The sequence below is a fragment of the Chryseobacterium luquanense genome (assembly GCF_026460945.1).
Lineage (GTDB): Bacteria > Bacteroidota > Bacteroidia > Flavobacteriales > Weeksellaceae > Chryseobacterium > Chryseobacterium luquanense.
The window spans coordinates 75,876-91,768 of sequence record NZ_JAOVZV010000008.1; the positions used below are offsets into that span (position 1 = coordinate 75,876).

Annotated in this window: 18 protein-coding genes; 7 read left to right on the forward strand and 11 right to left on the reverse strand. The window is 29.7% G+C overall.

Annotation, left to right across the window (positions count from 1 at the left end):
- Positions 1-11: 11 nt before the first annotated feature.
- Entirely contained in the window at positions 12-659 is a 648-nt protein-coding gene (locus tag OEA66_RS08525; RefSeq protein WP_267280970.1) for a phosphatase PAP2 family protein, read from the reverse strand.
- A 126-nt stretch (positions 660-785) separates the two neighbouring features.
- Here OEA66_RS08525 and pdhA point away from each other — a divergent pair, with 126 nt between their 5' ends.
- Both pdhA and OEA66_RS08535 read left to right on the forward strand, forming a co-directional pair.
- Complete coding sequence (pdhA, locus tag OEA66_RS08530; protein WP_267280971.1) at positions 786-1,787, forward strand: pyruvate dehydrogenase (acetyl-transferring) E1 component subunit alpha; 1,002 nt, start codon at positions 786-788, stop codon at positions 1,785-1,787.
- Between the two features lie 89 nt (positions 1,788-1,876).
- A complete protein-coding gene (locus OEA66_RS08535; protein ID WP_267280972.1) occupies positions 1,877-3,484 on the forward strand; it encodes a dihydrolipoyl dehydrogenase family protein in 1,608 nt (535 codons plus the stop codon).
- A gap of 113 nt (positions 3,485-3,597) precedes the next feature.
- On the opposite strand, the gene OEA66_RS08540 is transcribed toward OEA66_RS08535, so the two are convergent.
- Positions 3,598-3,909 (reverse strand): hypothetical protein, encoded by a 312-nt coding sequence (locus tag OEA66_RS08540; protein WP_267280973.1) that lies wholly within the window; start codon positions 3,907-3,909, stop codon positions 3,598-3,600.
- A gap of 240 nt (positions 3,910-4,149) precedes the next feature.
- Here OEA66_RS08540 and OEA66_RS08545 point away from each other — a divergent pair, with 240 nt between their 5' ends.
- Positions 4,150-5,862, forward strand: a complete 1,713-nt coding sequence (locus OEA66_RS08545; protein ID WP_267280974.1) for a helix-turn-helix domain-containing protein — start codon at positions 4,150-4,152, stop codon at positions 5,860-5,862.
- A 581-nt stretch (positions 5,863-6,443) separates the two neighbouring features.
- Here OEA66_RS08545 and OEA66_RS08550 read toward each other — a convergent pair.
- Both OEA66_RS08550 and OEA66_RS08555 read right to left on the reverse strand, forming a co-directional pair.
- Positions 6,444-6,614, reverse strand: a complete 171-nt coding sequence (locus OEA66_RS08550) for a lmo0937 family membrane protein (protein WP_267266277.1) — start codon at positions 6,612-6,614, stop codon at positions 6,444-6,446.
- A 331-nt stretch (positions 6,615-6,945) separates the two neighbouring features.
- The gene (locus OEA66_RS08555) at positions 6,946-7,716 is read right to left on the reverse strand and encodes a 4-hydroxy-tetrahydrodipicolinate reductase (protein ID WP_267280975.1); all 771 of its coding nucleotides are present in this window, start codon (positions 7,714-7,716) and stop codon (positions 6,946-6,948) included.
- Positions 7,717-8,543: 827 nt separating this feature from the next.
- Here OEA66_RS08555 and OEA66_RS08560 point away from each other — a divergent pair.
- The 3 genes from OEA66_RS08560 to OEA66_RS08570 all read left to right on the forward strand — a co-directional run bounded on the left by OEA66_RS08560 (position 8,544) and on the right by OEA66_RS08570 (position 10,138).
- A complete protein-coding gene (locus tag OEA66_RS08560) occupies positions 8,544-9,146 on the forward strand; it encodes a hypothetical protein (protein WP_267280976.1) in 603 nt (200 codons plus the stop codon).
- Positions 9,147-9,260: 114 nt separating this feature from the next.
- Complete coding sequence (locus OEA66_RS08565; protein ID WP_267280977.1) at positions 9,261-9,518, forward strand: SemiSWEET transporter; 258 nt, start codon at positions 9,261-9,263, stop codon at positions 9,516-9,518.
- A gap of 296 nt (positions 9,519-9,814) precedes the next feature.
- Positions 9,815-10,138 (forward strand): hypothetical protein, encoded by a 324-nt coding sequence (locus OEA66_RS08570; protein ID WP_267280978.1) that lies wholly within the window; start codon positions 9,815-9,817, stop codon positions 10,136-10,138.
- Positions 10,139-10,141: 3 nt separating this feature from the next.
- Here OEA66_RS08570 and OEA66_RS08575 read toward each other — a convergent pair whose 3' ends face one another.
- Genes OEA66_RS08575 through OEA66_RS08585 form a run of 3 tightly spaced genes read right to left on the reverse strand, consistent with a single transcriptional unit; the run spans position 10,142 to position 11,959 of the window.
- The gene (locus OEA66_RS08575) at positions 10,142-10,579 is read right to left on the reverse strand and encodes a hypothetical protein (protein WP_267280979.1); all 438 of its coding nucleotides are present in this window, start codon (positions 10,577-10,579) and stop codon (positions 10,142-10,144) included.
- 1 nt (position 10,580) lies between these two features.
- Positions 10,581-11,015, reverse strand: coding sequence for a hypothetical protein (locus tag OEA66_RS08580; protein ID WP_267280980.1), 435 nt, complete (start codon positions 11,013-11,015; stop codon positions 10,581-10,583).
- Positions 11,009-11,959, reverse strand: coding sequence for a serine hydrolase domain-containing protein (locus tag OEA66_RS08585; RefSeq protein ID WP_267280981.1), 951 nt, complete (start codon positions 11,957-11,959; stop codon positions 11,009-11,011). The genes OEA66_RS08580 and OEA66_RS08585 overlap by 7 nt, the downstream gene beginning before the upstream one ends.
- Before the next feature lie 180 nt (positions 11,960-12,139).
- On the opposite strand from OEA66_RS08585, the gene OEA66_RS08590 reads away from it, so the two are divergent.
- A complete protein-coding gene (locus tag OEA66_RS08590) occupies positions 12,140-12,847 on the forward strand; it encodes a DUF421 domain-containing protein (protein ID WP_267280982.1) in 708 nt (235 codons plus the stop codon).
- Between the two features lie 64 nt (positions 12,848-12,911).
- Here OEA66_RS08590 and OEA66_RS08595 read toward each other — a convergent pair whose 3' ends face one another.
- The 4 genes from OEA66_RS08595 to OEA66_RS08610 form a co-directional block, all read right to left on the reverse strand.
- Positions 12,912-13,328: a hypothetical protein gene (locus OEA66_RS08595; protein WP_267280983.1), complete on the reverse strand. Its 417-nt coding sequence runs from the start codon at positions 13,326-13,328 to the stop codon at positions 12,912-12,914.
- A gap of 136 nt (positions 13,329-13,464) precedes the next feature.
- Positions 13,465-14,754 (reverse strand): cryptochrome/photolyase family protein, encoded by a 1,290-nt coding sequence (locus OEA66_RS08600; protein ID WP_267280984.1) that lies wholly within the window; start codon positions 14,752-14,754, stop codon positions 13,465-13,467.
- Entirely contained in the window at positions 14,741-15,433 is a 693-nt protein-coding gene (locus OEA66_RS08605) for a lycopene cyclase domain-containing protein (protein ID WP_267280985.1), read from the reverse strand. Before OEA66_RS08605 ends, OEA66_RS08600 begins: the two co-directional genes overlap by 14 nt.
- Positions 15,434-15,892: a sterol desaturase family protein gene (locus tag OEA66_RS08610; protein WP_267280986.1), complete on the reverse strand. Its 459-nt coding sequence runs from the start codon at positions 15,890-15,892 to the stop codon at positions 15,434-15,436. It abuts the gene before it with no gap.
- Between the last annotated feature and the right edge of the window lies 1 nt (position 15,893).

The following is a 15,893-nucleotide window of genomic DNA, read 5'->3' on the forward strand; positions in this document are numbered from 1 at the left end:
TGTAAAACTATTTACTTGATAGTAGTTTCCAAAGGTATTACCTCAGTAGGTAAATCATTGCGCTGATATTTATTGTTGCAATAAAGATAAATAAAAGAAACCAAAACAGCGATTCCTGCACCCATAAATACTTCTTTTACTGTGTGTCTTTTTAAAATTATCCTCGTAATTCCTACTAAAGCCGCAATTGAAAGCCACACGAAACCAATTTTCAAATCAAATGCAAAAAATAATGCTGCCACAAAAACATTAAAAGCAGTATGCATGGAGCTTTTTATATATAGATTACTGAATTGTAAAGCAAATAAAAGAATTAGAATGAAGAGCATTACAAAATCGATGAATCCATTTTTTATATAATTGAATGCTAAATAAGAGATAATACATACGGCAATGAAAATATATAGCGTTTTTCGCTGAACTCTATTAGAAACATCCATATTCGTATATCGACCTGTTTTTACATTCCAGACAATCCAAATAATTACAGGCAGAATGGTAATAAGTAAAATTGGTAAAAAGTGCGTTAAAGCTTCTTTAAAGTTATAATTTTGAATACTGAAATAGACAAAATAGATAACCAAAGAAACTAAAGGATTAAAAAAATCTGAGATAATTCTTGAGATAATATGTATAAATGAAGTCTTTTTTTCTTCCATAAAGTAGTTTGAAATGTAAATATAACATTATAAGTAAAAAAACTATTGCTGTGCATATAATAAAAACGAAGTTTTTTTTATATTTTTGCTCAACTATTTCATAATAAATAAGCAAGAAGCTCGCACATGAAAGAATTTTCTAAAGAGGTATACCTTAAGTGGTATGAAGATATGACAATGTGGAGAAGGTTTGAAGACAAATGCCGTTCTCTTTATCTAAAACAAAAAATCAGAGGTTTTTTACATTTGTACAACGGTCAGGAAGCTATTCCTGCAGGTTTTACACATGCAATGGATTTAACAAAAGACAGTATGATTACTGCATACAGATGTCACATCCATCCAATGGCGATGGGAGTAGATCCTAAAAGAATCATGGCAGAACTTTGTGGTAAAGCTACAGGTACTTCCGGAGGTATGGGTGGATCTATGCACATTTTCAGCAAAGAACACCGTTTCTACGGAGGTCATGGTATTGTTGGAGGACAAATTCCTTTGGGAGCAGGTATTGCTTTTGCAGATCAGTATTTCGACAGAAAAGCAGTAAATATCTGTTTCTTCGGAGATGGTGCTGCAAGACAAGGTTCGCTTCACGAAACTTTCAATATGGCAATGAACTGGAAACTTCCTGTAGTATTTGTAGTTGAAAACAATCAGTATGCGATGGGAACTTCTGTAAAAAGAACTGCAAACCACGAAGACATCTATAAATTAGGTTTAGGATACGAAATGCCTTGTCTTGCTGTAGATGCAATGGATCCTGAAAAAGTGGCTGAAGCTGCTTACGAAGCTATTGAAAGAGCCAGAAGAGGAGATGGACCAACTTTCATCGAAGCAAGAACCTATCGTTTCAGAGGTCACTCTATGTCTGATGCTGAACCTTACAGATCTAAGGATGAAGTTGCTATTGCAAAAAAAGATGATCCAATTGAATTAATCAAAGCGAGAATCCTAGAAAACAAATGGGCAACTGAAGAAGAATTGGAAGCTACAGATAACAAATCTAGAGATTTCGTGGAAGAATGTATCGAGTTTATGGAGAATTCTCCGTATCCGGATGTTGAAAAAGTGTACGAATACGTTTACGCTCAGGAAGATTATCCGTTCTTAGATAAATTAGAAAACTAAAAAATAATAATTAATAATTAATTTGATGTTTGAATTTGAGTTTCCCTAATCTCAAATCTCGAATCTCAAATCTCAAATCAATATATATTATGGCAGAAGTGATTACAATGCCACGTCTTTCCGATACAATGACGGAAGGAAAAGTGGCTAAATGGCATAAAAAAGTAGGAGACAAGGTAAAAGAAGGAGATATTTTAGCCGAAATAGAAACTGATAAAGCAGTACAGGATTTTGAATCTGAAGTTGAAGGAACACTTTTATATGTTGGAGTTGAAGAAGGTTCAGCTGCAGCTGTAGATTTGATTTTAGCTATTATCGGAAACGAAGGAGAAGATATTTCAGGATTAACAGGTGGATCTGGTACTCCAAATGTTGCCTCTGAAGATAAAAAAGAAGAACCAAAAGCAGAATCAAATACTACTTCAACTGAAGAAACTTCTACAGAAGTTCCGGCTGGAGTAGAGGTGATTACAATGCCTCGTCTTTCTGATACAATGACGGAAGGTAAAGTTGCTAAATGGCATAAAAACATTGGAGATACAGTAAAAGAAGGTGATCTTCTTGCTGAAATCGAGACCGATAAAGCTGTTCAGGATTTTGAATCTGAATTTAACGGAGTTTTGTTAAAACAAGGTGTTGAAGAAGGCGGAGCTGCTCCTGTAGATACAGTTTTAGCAATTATCGGACCTGAAGGAACTGATGTTTCTACGGTTGGTGCTCCAAAAACTGGTGAAAAATCATCAGATAAACCTGCAGAACAAAAATCTGAAACTAAAGCAGAAGAGAAATCGGTTGCACAAACTACGAATACTTCTTCATTAGATAGAGTCGCTATTTCTCCTTTAGCAAAAAAAATGGCTCAGGATAAAGGTGTTGATATTAATTCTGTACAAGGTTCAGGAGAGAATGGGAGAATCGTTAAAAAAGATATTGAAAACTATCAACCTTCTGCAAAACCAGCTGCTTCAGCTCCAGCAACAAATGCTGCAGCACAAGTTGCATTGAGTTTTGTGCAAGGTGAAGATACAGAAACTCCAAACTCTCAGGTAAGAAATATTATTGCAAAACGTCTTTCTGAAAGTAAATTCTCTGCTCCTCACTATTATCTGATGGTTGAAATCAACATGGATAAAGCTATTGAAGCTAGAAAAGAAATCAACTCTTTACCAGATACTAAAATTTCTTTCAATGATATGGTGATTAAGGCAACAGCAGTTGCTTTGAGAAAGCATCCACAGGTAAATTCTAGTTGGGCTGGAGATAAGGTAATTCACAGAGGAAATATTAACGTTGGGGTTGCGGTTGCAATTCCTGATGGATTGGTTGTTCCGGTTCTTAAGAATACAGACCAAATGAATTATACGCAAATTTCAGCTGCTGTAAAAGATATGGCTGGAAGAGCAAAATCTAAAGGTCTTAAAGCAAACGAAATGGAAGGGTCTACATTCTCTATCTCAAACTTAGGAATGTTCGGAATTGAGACTTTCACAAGTATCATTAACCAACCAAATGCTGCAATTCTTTCTGTAGGTGCAATTATCGAAAAGCCAATCGTTAAGAATGGACAAATTGTAGTAGGAAACATTATGAAGCTTTCATTAGCTTGTGACCATAGAGTAGTTGATGGTGCTACTGGAGCTCAGTTCTTACAAACCTTAAAAATGTATTTAGAAAGTCCTTTAACTTTGTTGCTGTAACTTTTTGAAATATAAATAATTAAACCTCTCAATTCGAGAGGTTTAATTATTTAAGCTTTAAATACAAAATCAAAAATTAAAAAATCTCGACTATTATTTAGTCGAGATTTCATTTATTTAGTTCTCCAATGATCTTTGTCTTTTGGTGGATCTTTTGGCCCGTTCTCGTCTGTTGGAATAATTGCAATATCAAAATTTGAACCAAATGCCGAAATATCAATAACTTTTGGAGGAGTTTTAATTGTATCTTCAGATGTTGTTTTCCAATGATCTTTATCTTTCGGAGGTGGATCAGATATTCCTGTTGATGGTATTGAATCTCTAGCGACAATTGTTGCATCACTCATAGAAGAAGTAATCTCTTCATTTTCTTGCAATACCTCATCCTGCCTGCAAGCAATGCTTGAAAGCGCTATAAGAAGCATACTAAATGCGATAAATTTTGTTTTCATTTTATTCTAGGATTAATGATTAAATAAGGTTTTATTTATGGATTCGAAATTAATCATAAAAACATATACATTACAAGTTTAGCTGGGTTCAATTTATAAATTTTTACCTTATTTTTTTTGATGAAGTCTTTTATTAATATAAAGAACTAAACTAAAATTGTTTATTATAAATAGTTTTCCTTATTTTTGAATAAAATTCTCAGAAAATATCTGATGATAAAAAAGGTTATTTTATTTTTGTACTGCTTCATTGCAGTCTTAGCATATTCGCAGGACTATTCATCACTTCAAGAGAAATACTCTACTTATGAAGAAAATGATTCTAGAGCTCTTGTGTATGTTAATCGTTACATCAAAGTTGCAAAATCTGAAAAAAACTACTCAGAATTATTTCAAGCTTACAAAGATGCTTACAGATTTTCCGAAAATCAAAAAATGAAGTATGCAGATAGTGCCATTGCGGCTGCAAAAAATTCAGGAGATTCTGAGTTGATTGGTAGTGCATTTCTCACTAAAGGTTCAATTTACTATTTTAATCAAAGAAAATTTCAATTTGCTCTTGAAGAATATTTAAAGGCATATGAGTATTTGAAAGATTCTAAAAATGACTATCTAAAATATCGCAATGTTTATTATATCGGTGTAGTTAAAAGTTATTTGGGATACTATGCTGAAGCTTTGAAAATATTTGAAGAATGTATTGATTTTTTTGAACCTAAATCCAGTGGTGATATTCATGACAATCAAATTTATAATAACACGAAAGGGTACTTAAACTCATTGCACCAGGCAATTATTTGCTATCAGATGTTAGGAAATGATAAAAAAGCTAATGAACTCCTTGATTTGGCTTTGAAAAAGACACCAAAAACTAAAGATTTCTATCTAGAAGAAAGTTACTTCAAAAAAAGCTTGGGAGTTTCAGAATTCAAGAAGAAGAAGTATACCTCTGCAATTTTGTATTTTGATCAAGCTATTACGGAAATTAAAAAAGTAGATGATTTTACTTGGGCATCGTATATATATTTCTATAAAGGAAAGAGTTATGAACTTTTAGGTGATCAAAAACTTGAAATAGAAAATTACAAGAAAGTAGATTCTATTTTTAACAAAAACAAATTTATTCTTCCTGAGCTTAGAAGCAATTATGAAGAATTGATTGAATTTTATAAAAAAGATAACAATCATAAAGAAGAATTATATTATACCAACCAGCTTCTAAAGGCAGACAGTGTAATTGCTTCAGATTTCAAACATCTTTCAACCCGTATTTATAAAGAATATGATACGAAGATGCTTCTCGAGACAAAAGAAAATTTAGAAAAGACAAATTCATATAGTAAATTATTGATATTTATTTGTCTTGCAATTATTACAGCTTTGGGATTTGTTGTGTATTACAGAGTAAGAAAGCAAAAAAATATCCAAAAAACTTACGAAGACTTACTTGTAAAACTTGAAGAAGCAAGCAAAACTGTACCTGTCTCAATTCCGGTTAAAGTTGAAGTTATAGAACCGACAGACTCTAATGATAAAAGCATTAAGTTTGATAATAGTATTGTAGAAAAGCTTTTGAATGATATTCAGGTTTTTGAAGCAAATAAAGGATATTTGGAACAAGGCTTAACTCTTAAAAAACTTTCAGAACAATTTAAAACAAATACTTCATACCTTTCTCAGGTTATTAATGAATATAAAGGAAGTAATTTTAATACATATATCAATGTTTTAAGAATCAATTTTGCAACACAGAAGATTTATCAGGATAAAGAATGGAGGAAGTATTCTATTGAGCATATTGCTTCTGCTGCAGGTTTTAGCAATAGACAAAGTTTTTCTAATATTTTCCTTGAGCATAATGGAATAAGACCTGCTGATTTTATTAAGAAAAGAATTAAAGAATTAGAAGATCAGAATAATTCTTAATTACAGAAAAATAATATAAAGACTCATAAAACGAAAAACGAACCTTAATTAAGGTTCGTTTTTTCTATTAATATAATGTAAATGATGGTGTCTTTTTTTTAAATTGTAGAGAACAGGGTTCTTCTCCCTAGATTGTCAGAACCCTGATGTTCTACATGAAAACTGAATGATGAAAAGTTATTATATATGAATGATTAAGTGTCTCGTTTTATCTTTAACAAATATATAATCATAAAATCTCATTAACAACTTATTGTGGGGGGTATTTATAAATATTGACATAAAAATTATAAACTCTAATTAAGAATATTAATGTTAATTAATTGTTTATCAGGGTTTTATATTTGTTATTTTGTGAAATTATTTTACTTAGTTATTGTACTTTTAATAATACTAAAAAAAGTATTTTTGTTCGATTTTGTTTAAAAATATAAAATGAAACTGAAACTTAATAATGAAATAAATAAAGATTGTTGAAAATTGTAATCAAATTATCTTTATATAAACTTTAGATGAATTATAAAATAAAAAAAGCGAGGTAATATTTACTTCGCTTTATAATTTTAATTTTATAGATAAATTTAATCCAAAGGTTTTCGCCCAGATATAATATTATATAGAACTACAATAATTGCAATAACTAATAAAACATGAATTAAATAACTGGTACTGATTCCTGGAATAATATTTAAAATTCCCAATAACCAAACAACAATGCAGATCACTGCAACTAGCCATAATACACTTTTCATAATAATATTTTTTAAGGTTTATGTATTGTTATTAGCATATTGTGTGCCTTTCTTATTAAACTTTCAAATAATTTTAAGTGAACTAGTTTTCTAATTTAAAATTTTAAAATCTCACAAAAAGAAAAATCCCCAGTTTACAATAAAACTATGGGGATTTTAGATATTAATATTTATAATGAATGTGGTGTAAAGAGTTTGATTTCATCTCATCATTTGCTTATTAAAGAAATTGCAAAGATTATGCCTTTTTAATAACTAAGTATTTATATAATAATAAATTATTGAATCTTATCGTAAGGATAATGCTTTAACATTAATTTAGACTTAACCGTTAAGAAAGATTCTTCTGAGAATCGCCGAAGAAAAAAGGTTTAAGTATATCTTCAAAATTATAAAGCCCTTTTGAGTAATTTTTTAAATGTTTTGCAACAAAAAGCGCACCGCTTCCAAATGCTTCCCGAGAAATAGATTCATGAACTAAACGCACTGTTTGATAAGGGAATCCAAAGATTACCTCATGTTTTCCTACAATTCCTCCAGCTCTTACAGAATTAATGTTGGCTTCTTCAATGTCTAAAGTTTCAGCAATTTTTATTGCAGTTCCGGAAACACCAGATTTAGCTTTAAAATGCTCTTCAACGACTTCAATATCAACATTTGGTGCAATATTTTTAAGAAGACTTGCCGCAAATAATAAATAATTGACTCCCAAAGTTATATTAGGTGACCAAAATACTGTATTTGTTTTTGCCAATTCATTTAAAAGTTGTTGTTCTTGAGTTCCGTAATGAGAAATTGCAGAGATTATTTTTATTTTCTTTTCGGATGCAATTTTTCCATATTTATAAATGCTTTCAGTTGAGGAAAAATCGATGATAATATCTACAGGATAGTCTGTGAAAAATTCACTGAGATTTACATTTTGCTCTGAATGAATTTCTGCTTTATCGGTGGAATCCGAATCAAGAAAATCTTTAGCAGAAGAATTTTTCATATTTTTACTGCTCCTTAAAACCCATTCAAGAGTGAAATCTGGGTTTTGTAATATTACATTTGCTACTGCTTTTCCTGCTTTTCCAAATCCTATTAAACCTATTTTCATAATTAAAATTTTGTAGAGTTAGTAATTTCTTTTTTGTAAGATAGGCATTTTATTTTTTTACTATGTTTATAGCATGACCGATTTACACAATGGGGCAGAAAGTAGTAAAGTTCAGATTTGAAGAAAATTTCGAATAGTAATGAATGATAAATTCAATGTAATGATTAAAGAAATACTGTGTTTAAAGCACTTTAGACTTATTATAAAAATTAAACCCTCCCTAAAAAGGAGGGTTTAATAAAAACACAAATGATGAAAAAAAAATTTTCATTTCAAATATAGGCAAATTTTTTAGATTAGGCTAAATTATTTATCAAAAAGTAAATATTTATTTTTGATACAATTAAGATGATGTTATTTCAAAATATAAAAAATCATGAATTAAGACAATAGTTTTGTAAATTTTAAAACTTTAATTTTAAATAGGCAAAGTTTAAATACTTGTGATTCAAATCATAGATTTGTGATTAAAGTCTTGCAAATTTGAATATTGGCAAGATTTATGCTATGATTTTTCAATTCTTGTTTAAATTCTAAATAAAAGTTATTTATTGCATAATATACTGATATAATTCATCATAGATATTATTGTAAGAATACAAATTTTAGAATGGTGAATTTTCATTATATCGTAAGGTATATATTGAATTTGTGTTAAAATTTACCAGAAATATTAAACATAGAATTGATTAATGTAAAACAACCCAAATGATCAATGAAAAAACAATTAATTCTAAAGATTGAAAGTTTCTTAGAAAACTATAAAGTATTCAATCAATTCCGTTCAAATAAATCAATAATATCACTCTAAATAAAGGTTAAGATTAATGAAGCCTAAAAAAGTTCCAGGAATTCCTTCACAGGTGAAAGGAGGTTTTCATGATACAGAAAGCATACACAAAATTCATAATAATCAGGAAATTGATTCAAAATTTGATATTCTTAAAGAAAAATTTTTTGACATAAATAAATGGGGAGATTACTGTAAACAAGGTTCAATAGAATTTACTCTTTGCGATTCTTCGGGAAATGTTGTTCATAGAATCCCCCAAATAGGTGATTATATTAAAATTCTGCTTGCAAAAATTAGCAATCCTAAAATAGAAGATTATCAATGGGTACAAATTGATATGATTGACAAGAGTAATCCTGATCGTTTGATGATTCAATGCAGACCTTCAAAATTGCCCGGAAATAATTTTGCCGGAAAAACGATTCATTTTTATGCTGCAGGATCTTCTTCTACATTTGTTATTTCTAAAGGTAAAGATTATATCAAAATGGCAATTTATGGCAGAAATGAAAGCCCAAATAAGAATACAGACTTTTTAAGCAGTATTAAAAATAGCTTTATTGCATTAGGCGGGATGGCTGGTTCTTCCAAAATTCAATGGCAATGTCTCGCAGATGGATTAATCGGCGAAAAATAAATACCACATTTTACAACATGGATTAATATAAGCACACATTTTGCTTCTATATCAAAGAAAAACAACATAATTGTTTTATGTTGTTTTTTTGTATTTAATTATAAATCAATTTATATGAATGTCGAAGTTTTAGGTTTGGTTGCAGGAGGTTTAACTTCAATTGCGTCAATGCCACAATTAATTAAAGTCATTAAGACCAAAAACGTAGAAGATATTTCCTGGTTGATGGTTGTTATTTTGATTGTTGGGCTTTCGCTTTGGGTTTGGTATGGTATTGAACAATATGAATTACCAATTATCTTATCAAATGCTTTTGCAGTTTTAGTGAATCTTAGCTTATTTATATGTTATTTAATTTTTAGAGAAAAATAATATTACTTTAATAAATATAGAAGGAATTTTAATTAACATCAGTAAGTAAGAATATTCTGATCATTAAACTCATGAAAAAGTAATTTATGATTAAGGTCATAAAATAAGATTTTTTAACTTCATAGTTTTGATTCATAGATAAGTATCAATCCAGATTTATATCTATGTTTTTAACTCAAGTTTTAGGCTGTCAATTTATTGGCGGTCTTTTTTATTCTCTTAAATTAAGATTTTAAATGATACCACAGATTTAATTGTGGCAAAAGTTTTGTTTATACAATCTCAAAATATTATTTATGAAAAATTCAGTAAAAATAGCTTTAGGAATTGTTACAGGTGGAGTTTTAATTTTTTTAAATCAAAAAAGAAAACAGAGAAAAAATAAAGGAGAAATTTTTACTGCGCCCGATGGAAACCAATATAAAGAAAATCAAATGTACAGAACTTCAGAAGGTGAAGTTTTTAGAAACGGTAAGAAAATGCGTGTTCAAGTTCCGGTAAATTCTTCTCGCAATCAAAGTAAAGTTGATTCAAATTTTAATAATCAACATTTAAATGAAAGTTTTAATTCTTCGAAAAATAATGTTACTTATCATCAAAGAGGAGACAGACACCAATAAGTTTTAGCAATCATTAGCGTTGTAATTGGCTTTCTCCAGTTCATCTTCCATTTTTTCGATCTCAGCTTTAGTTTGTTTCATTTTTTGTAAGCTGACTTTAAGTTGCTTTTTTCCGTCCGGAGAAATCCATAAACCTTGAAGATTGACTGAATTACGTTTTAGTAACATCAATCCAGTATTATAATGCTCAACAAAAGTATATTGTTGAGCTTTTTCAGAAAAAGTAGTGTCGAGAAGAATCCAATTTCCGCTTTTATTATCTGTGTATTTGTAAATTCCCGAAGCAATAATATTCGGACAACCCGTTTCTTCAATTTTTAAATAAAAGGAAATATTTATCTTCCCGTCAATAGTTCCTACATATTTTTCTTGAGCTAAAATCTGTTGCGCATTAAGAATTAATGAAGAAAATACTAAAATTAAGGTTGTAATAATTTTCATATTATTCTTTTTTAAATGTTATTTTATTTTTTCCTTGTTCGAAAAACATTTCTGATTTTTCAGGATTAAAAGTTAATCTAAGTCCGGCTTGATCAAAAGTAAATAAATTATTCTCAAAAGATTCTGTTGCAAATTTACCCTGACCTTCTCCTTGAGCAAACAAAGTATTATTTTCTTTCGTAATAGTAATCTTTATTGGAAATTTTTCTGATGAATAAACTCCCGAAAATTCTAAATCTGCCGAAGTATAAGTAAATTTTTTAAAATTGGTACTAATAATTTTTTCATTGTTAAGAATTTTTCTCACAATCGACAAAGAAAAGCTACTTTTAGAAGTTTCTATGTTTTGTAAAAGTATAATTGTGTGATCTTTGGATAAATTTCTTTCTATGTAGGTAAGATAACCTGACCAACTTCCAGAGTGAGCCACTACCATATCGTTATTTTGTGATGTGCAACTTGCCACCCAAAACCATAATCGGTTAATTTTCCGTTATTCAGTTTTGCTCCCTGAAATATAATTGATTTATCTTTTTCATTAACCAATTTGTCGGTGTACAAACTTCTGTCCCATTTTAATAGATCGTCAGTAGTAGAATTTACCATTCCGTAACCAACAATTCCGTCAAGATAATAAGACAAATAAGATTTTCCTAAAACATCAGGTGAAACGATAAATACAAAATCATTTTCAATAAATCCTTTGGCATAATTTTCTACAACTTTTGGCTGAAATCTGCTTCTGTAAACAAACGTATTTTTCATTCCTAAAGGTTTGAAAATTTTTGTTTCCAAATAATCCCCAAAAGTCTGCCCTGAAACTTTTTCTATAATGTAACCTAAAAGTGCATAGCCTGTATTGCTGTATTCATATTTTTCATTAGGTTGAAAATTTATTTCAGGTTTATATTTTGCAAATTCTGAAATAATATCATTGTTTGTTGCAATTTTTTTCTTGTCCCAATTCTTAGAAAATAAATTGATATAATCGGAAAGACCGCCTGTGTGATTCAGCAGATTTCTTACCGTAATATTTTTGTAAAACGAAAGCTCAGGAATATATTTGGAAATAGGATCATCATATTTTAGTTTTCCCTGCTTTTCAAGTAAAACAATTCCCATTGCAGTAAATTGTTTGGAGACCGAAGCCAATTCGAAAATCGTAGTATTATTCAGAAGTCTTTTCGATTCATAATCTGCCACTCCAAAACTTTTCTGAAAAATAATCTTTCCTTTTTCGGCTATTAAAACATTTCCATTAAATGTTTTGTCTTCATATTTTTTTGTGAAAAGGCTGTCTAATTTTGCCGTTTTATTTTTGTCTTGAGCATTGGCGCAAACTGTGATTGAAATTAATATGGGAAGGAGGAACTTATTCATTATTTAAATTGAGTTTTAGAAATATTTATTTTCACTAAAATGTGATTTTTTAAAGATAAATGTTTTATTAATTGCTTTAGATAATTTGTCGTCTGTTTGAATGATTTGTTGCAAACTTATTCATAAAAAGCTAAATTTTACCTTGGCTTATTTTTTGAATCTCTCAATTAAATTATAATCATGTTTTTATCTGCATTTTTAAGTTTCAGCTGGAAAGAATTATTTCTGGGAACAGAAGACTGGGGTTTCCTTTTGGAAATTGTTCTTAGAACAGTCATCATGTTTCTCACCATTATTATAAGTCTTCGTGTTTTAGGAAAAAGGGGAGTGAAGCAACTTTCTATTTTTGAATTGGTTGTGATTATCGGTTTAGGTTCTGCAGCTGGAGATCCGATGTTTTATAAAGAAGTCGGAATTGTCTCTTCTATGATTGTTTTCATAGTAATCATCATACTTTATTCAACAATAACCTTGCTAATCGGAAGATTTAAAAAACTTGAAAATCTGTTTGAAGGAAAAGCAATTTGCTTAATTGAAAATGGAGTTTTTGCTATTGATAATTTTAAAAAGGAAAATTTAGGAAGCGATGAGTTTTTTGCTGAGTTAAGAGTGAAAAGTATTTCGCATTTAGGTCAGATTGAATTTGCAATTGAAGAAGTTTCCGGAGAAATAAGTGTATTTTTCTTTGAAGACGAAAAGGTGAAATTTGGACTTCCTATTATGCTTAATTCTTTAGATCATCCGATTCAAAATATTCACATTTCAGGTCACTATTCGTGTACTTTTTGTGGATTTACTGAAGAAAAAGAAGTTGGTTCTGCAGGAAATTGTAAAAAATGCGGTAAAAAGAATTGGGTTGAAGCCAGTAATAAGAAAAGAATTAGCTAAAACAAAAAATCCCTGACCTTCGTCAGGGAAATTTAAAATAGATATATATAATTTGATTTGCCTTTTAAATAGCTGCCTTATGAAAAGATGACTTAAAAAAAGCAGTTGTTTCTTTACCAAAAAGCGATGAAAAAATATTCTGAAATTCGTGAATATATTTACATCTGATTGTATTTCCGTAGATTTTAAGCCCTTCGACAAGTTTTTTTGAGCTTAAATCAATGTCATATTTTATAAACGACTCTGGTCTTTCGTAGCGAATTTGATGATCTGAAGTATAAGTTCTCATGAAACCAAATTTTTCTAACCAATCTTCTGTAATCTTAATAGGATTAATTTTCTCTGCTGATAATGACACACTGTGCAAATCATTCTCAATTTTTACAAAATAATCATTGTTATTTTGGTAAATTTCGGTAATTGTAAAAATCTCGTTTTGGTATTCAACCAAATTTTTAATTTTTAGATCAGTAACTTTCATATTATTTTGTAGTGTATTTGTTATTATGGTACGTAAGTTACTATTGGCAAATACTATGCCTTGCATTGTTGGTGTGGTACCTAAAGTTAAATCTGATGATTAAATTTTTGTAAATAAATTTTTAATTTAGATAAGATTAATCTTTTACCGCCTTTTTATAGGTTTCTAAAGCTCTGTTTCTTGCAAATGTATGCTCAACGATTTGTGAAATTTTAGAATAATTTTCGGGTAACCATTTTTTGATATATTTTTGATCTTTATCAAATTTTTTGGTTTGTTCGCTTGGATTAAAAATTCTGAAGTATGGTGCCGCATCACAGCCACAACCTGCTGCCCATTGCCAGTTTCCGTTGTTGGAAGAAAGTTCATAGTCTAAAAGTTTTTCAGCAAAATAAGTTTCACCCCATCGCCAATCAATCAAAAGATGTTTTGTAAGAAAACTCGCAACGACCATTCTTACACGATTATGCATAAATCCTGTTTCGTTGAGCTGCCGCATTCCTGCATCTACAATAGGATAACCTGTTTTTCCTTCAGACCAAAGTTTAAATTCATCTTCATTGTTTCGCCATTCAATTTTTTCATATTTTTCTTTAAAACAATTTTTAACAACCTTTGGAAAATGATAAAGAATCTGCATGAAAAATTCTCTCCAAATTAATTCATTCAGCCAGGTTTCATTGTATTCAGAAGCGTATTTTACACATTTTCTTACTGAAATTGTACCGAAACGTAAAGCAATTCCCAGCCGTGTTGTATGATCCAAAGCCGGAAAATCTCTGTTTTTATCATAAGATTCTATGATTTTTTTATCTAAAATCGGTTCTTCAAAATTCAGGTCTGTTTTTTTAAAACCAATTTCTTTTAAACTGTGAATATTTTTAACTTTATATGAATAAAAATTATCAAAATTTGTCTGGGTTGAATGAATTTCAGTCTGATAAAATTTTTCTTTCCATTTTTTTGAGAACGGTGTGAAAACGGTGTATGGTAAACCGTCATTTTTTACAATTTCATCCTTTTCGAAAATTACCTGATCTTTGAAATCTTTAAATTCAATATTATTTTTCTTTAGAAAATCGGTAATTTCTTTGTCCCGTCTTATTGCTTGTGGTTCGTAATCTCTGTTGCAGAATACTGTTTCAATATCAAATTCTTTTATAATTTCTTTAAAAATTTCAACAGGTTTTCCATGATATGTTTTAATACCGGATTGATAATTTTTTAATTCTTCATTTATCCGATCTAAAACCTGATGAATATAATCAACTCTGCGATCAGATTTATTTTCAAGTTGGTCTAAAATTTCACTATCAAATATAAAAATCGGGAGAACTTTTTTATCTGATTTTAATGCAGAGTTTAAACCTGTATTATCCTGAAGCCTCAAGTCCCTTCGAAACCAGAATATATTAATCTTGTTCATTTTTTTTAAATTTATAAAAGAAGAAAAGATTCCAAAGAATCATTTCGTAGCCGTAAACTGTGTCTTCAATTGGGATCGTTAAAATTCGGAAACCAATAAAATCTTTAGGATTGTAATTAACGATTGGAGAATCAAGTCCGGTTCCAGTAAGGATTCCATTGACTGCTAAAAATCCGGGCATCAAAATCAGATAAATGAAGGAAGCTTTACCAATCCATTTTACTTTTAAAACAAAATAAAGAACAATTAAACTAATTGCAGTTGTCAAAAAGGTAACGAGAGAATATATTTTGTCTCTAAAAATAATTGCTAAAATAAAGCACGAAATAACTGAAATAACTACGAAAATCTTCTCGATAGAAGGTTTCCAATCAAGCTTGAAAAATTTATCTAAACAAAAATAAGTGAAGATGCATGAAAACGGAATGCAGATAAAAAACAGTAATTCTTCGATGGGAAGTCCGAAAAGTCTTTTTCCGATTAAATATTGATCATTAAACCACCAAACTCCATTTGTTGTAAACCAAATATCCCAAGCAATAAAAAAAACGGCAACAATAGTTGATGAGAGCAAAAATGCTCCAAAATGTCTGTGAAATTTAATTTTCGCATGAAAAGAAAATAAAAAACAGATAATAATGGTGAAAAAATTAATCGTCAAATACGTGTATTGCCACATTTACGTTTTATTTTTGTTGAAAAACATTTTGAAATATTTCACAGGAACCCATAGAAATCCGAAACATTCTCCATATTCTTTTCCTGTGTGTTTATGATGTTGTTTATGACCTCTTCGAATTGCCAATAAATAAGGATTTTTTGTATTCTTCAAAATCTTGAAACGTTGATGAATAAAGATATCGTGAACGAAAAAATATGCCATTCCGTATAAAGTAATTCCTATTGCTATATAAAAATAAGCGTTGAAATTATTGATTGTTCCGTAGTACATTAAAGCAATAGTTGGAATTGCAAAAATGGCGAAAAAGTAATCGTTTCTTTCCATATGTCCTTCGTTGCTATGATCGTGATGGTCGCGGTGAAGCGTCCACAGAAATCCATGCATAATATATTTGTGAACAAGCCAAGTAATTCCTTCCATCAAAAAAAATGTCGCTACTATAATTAAAAAATTCATA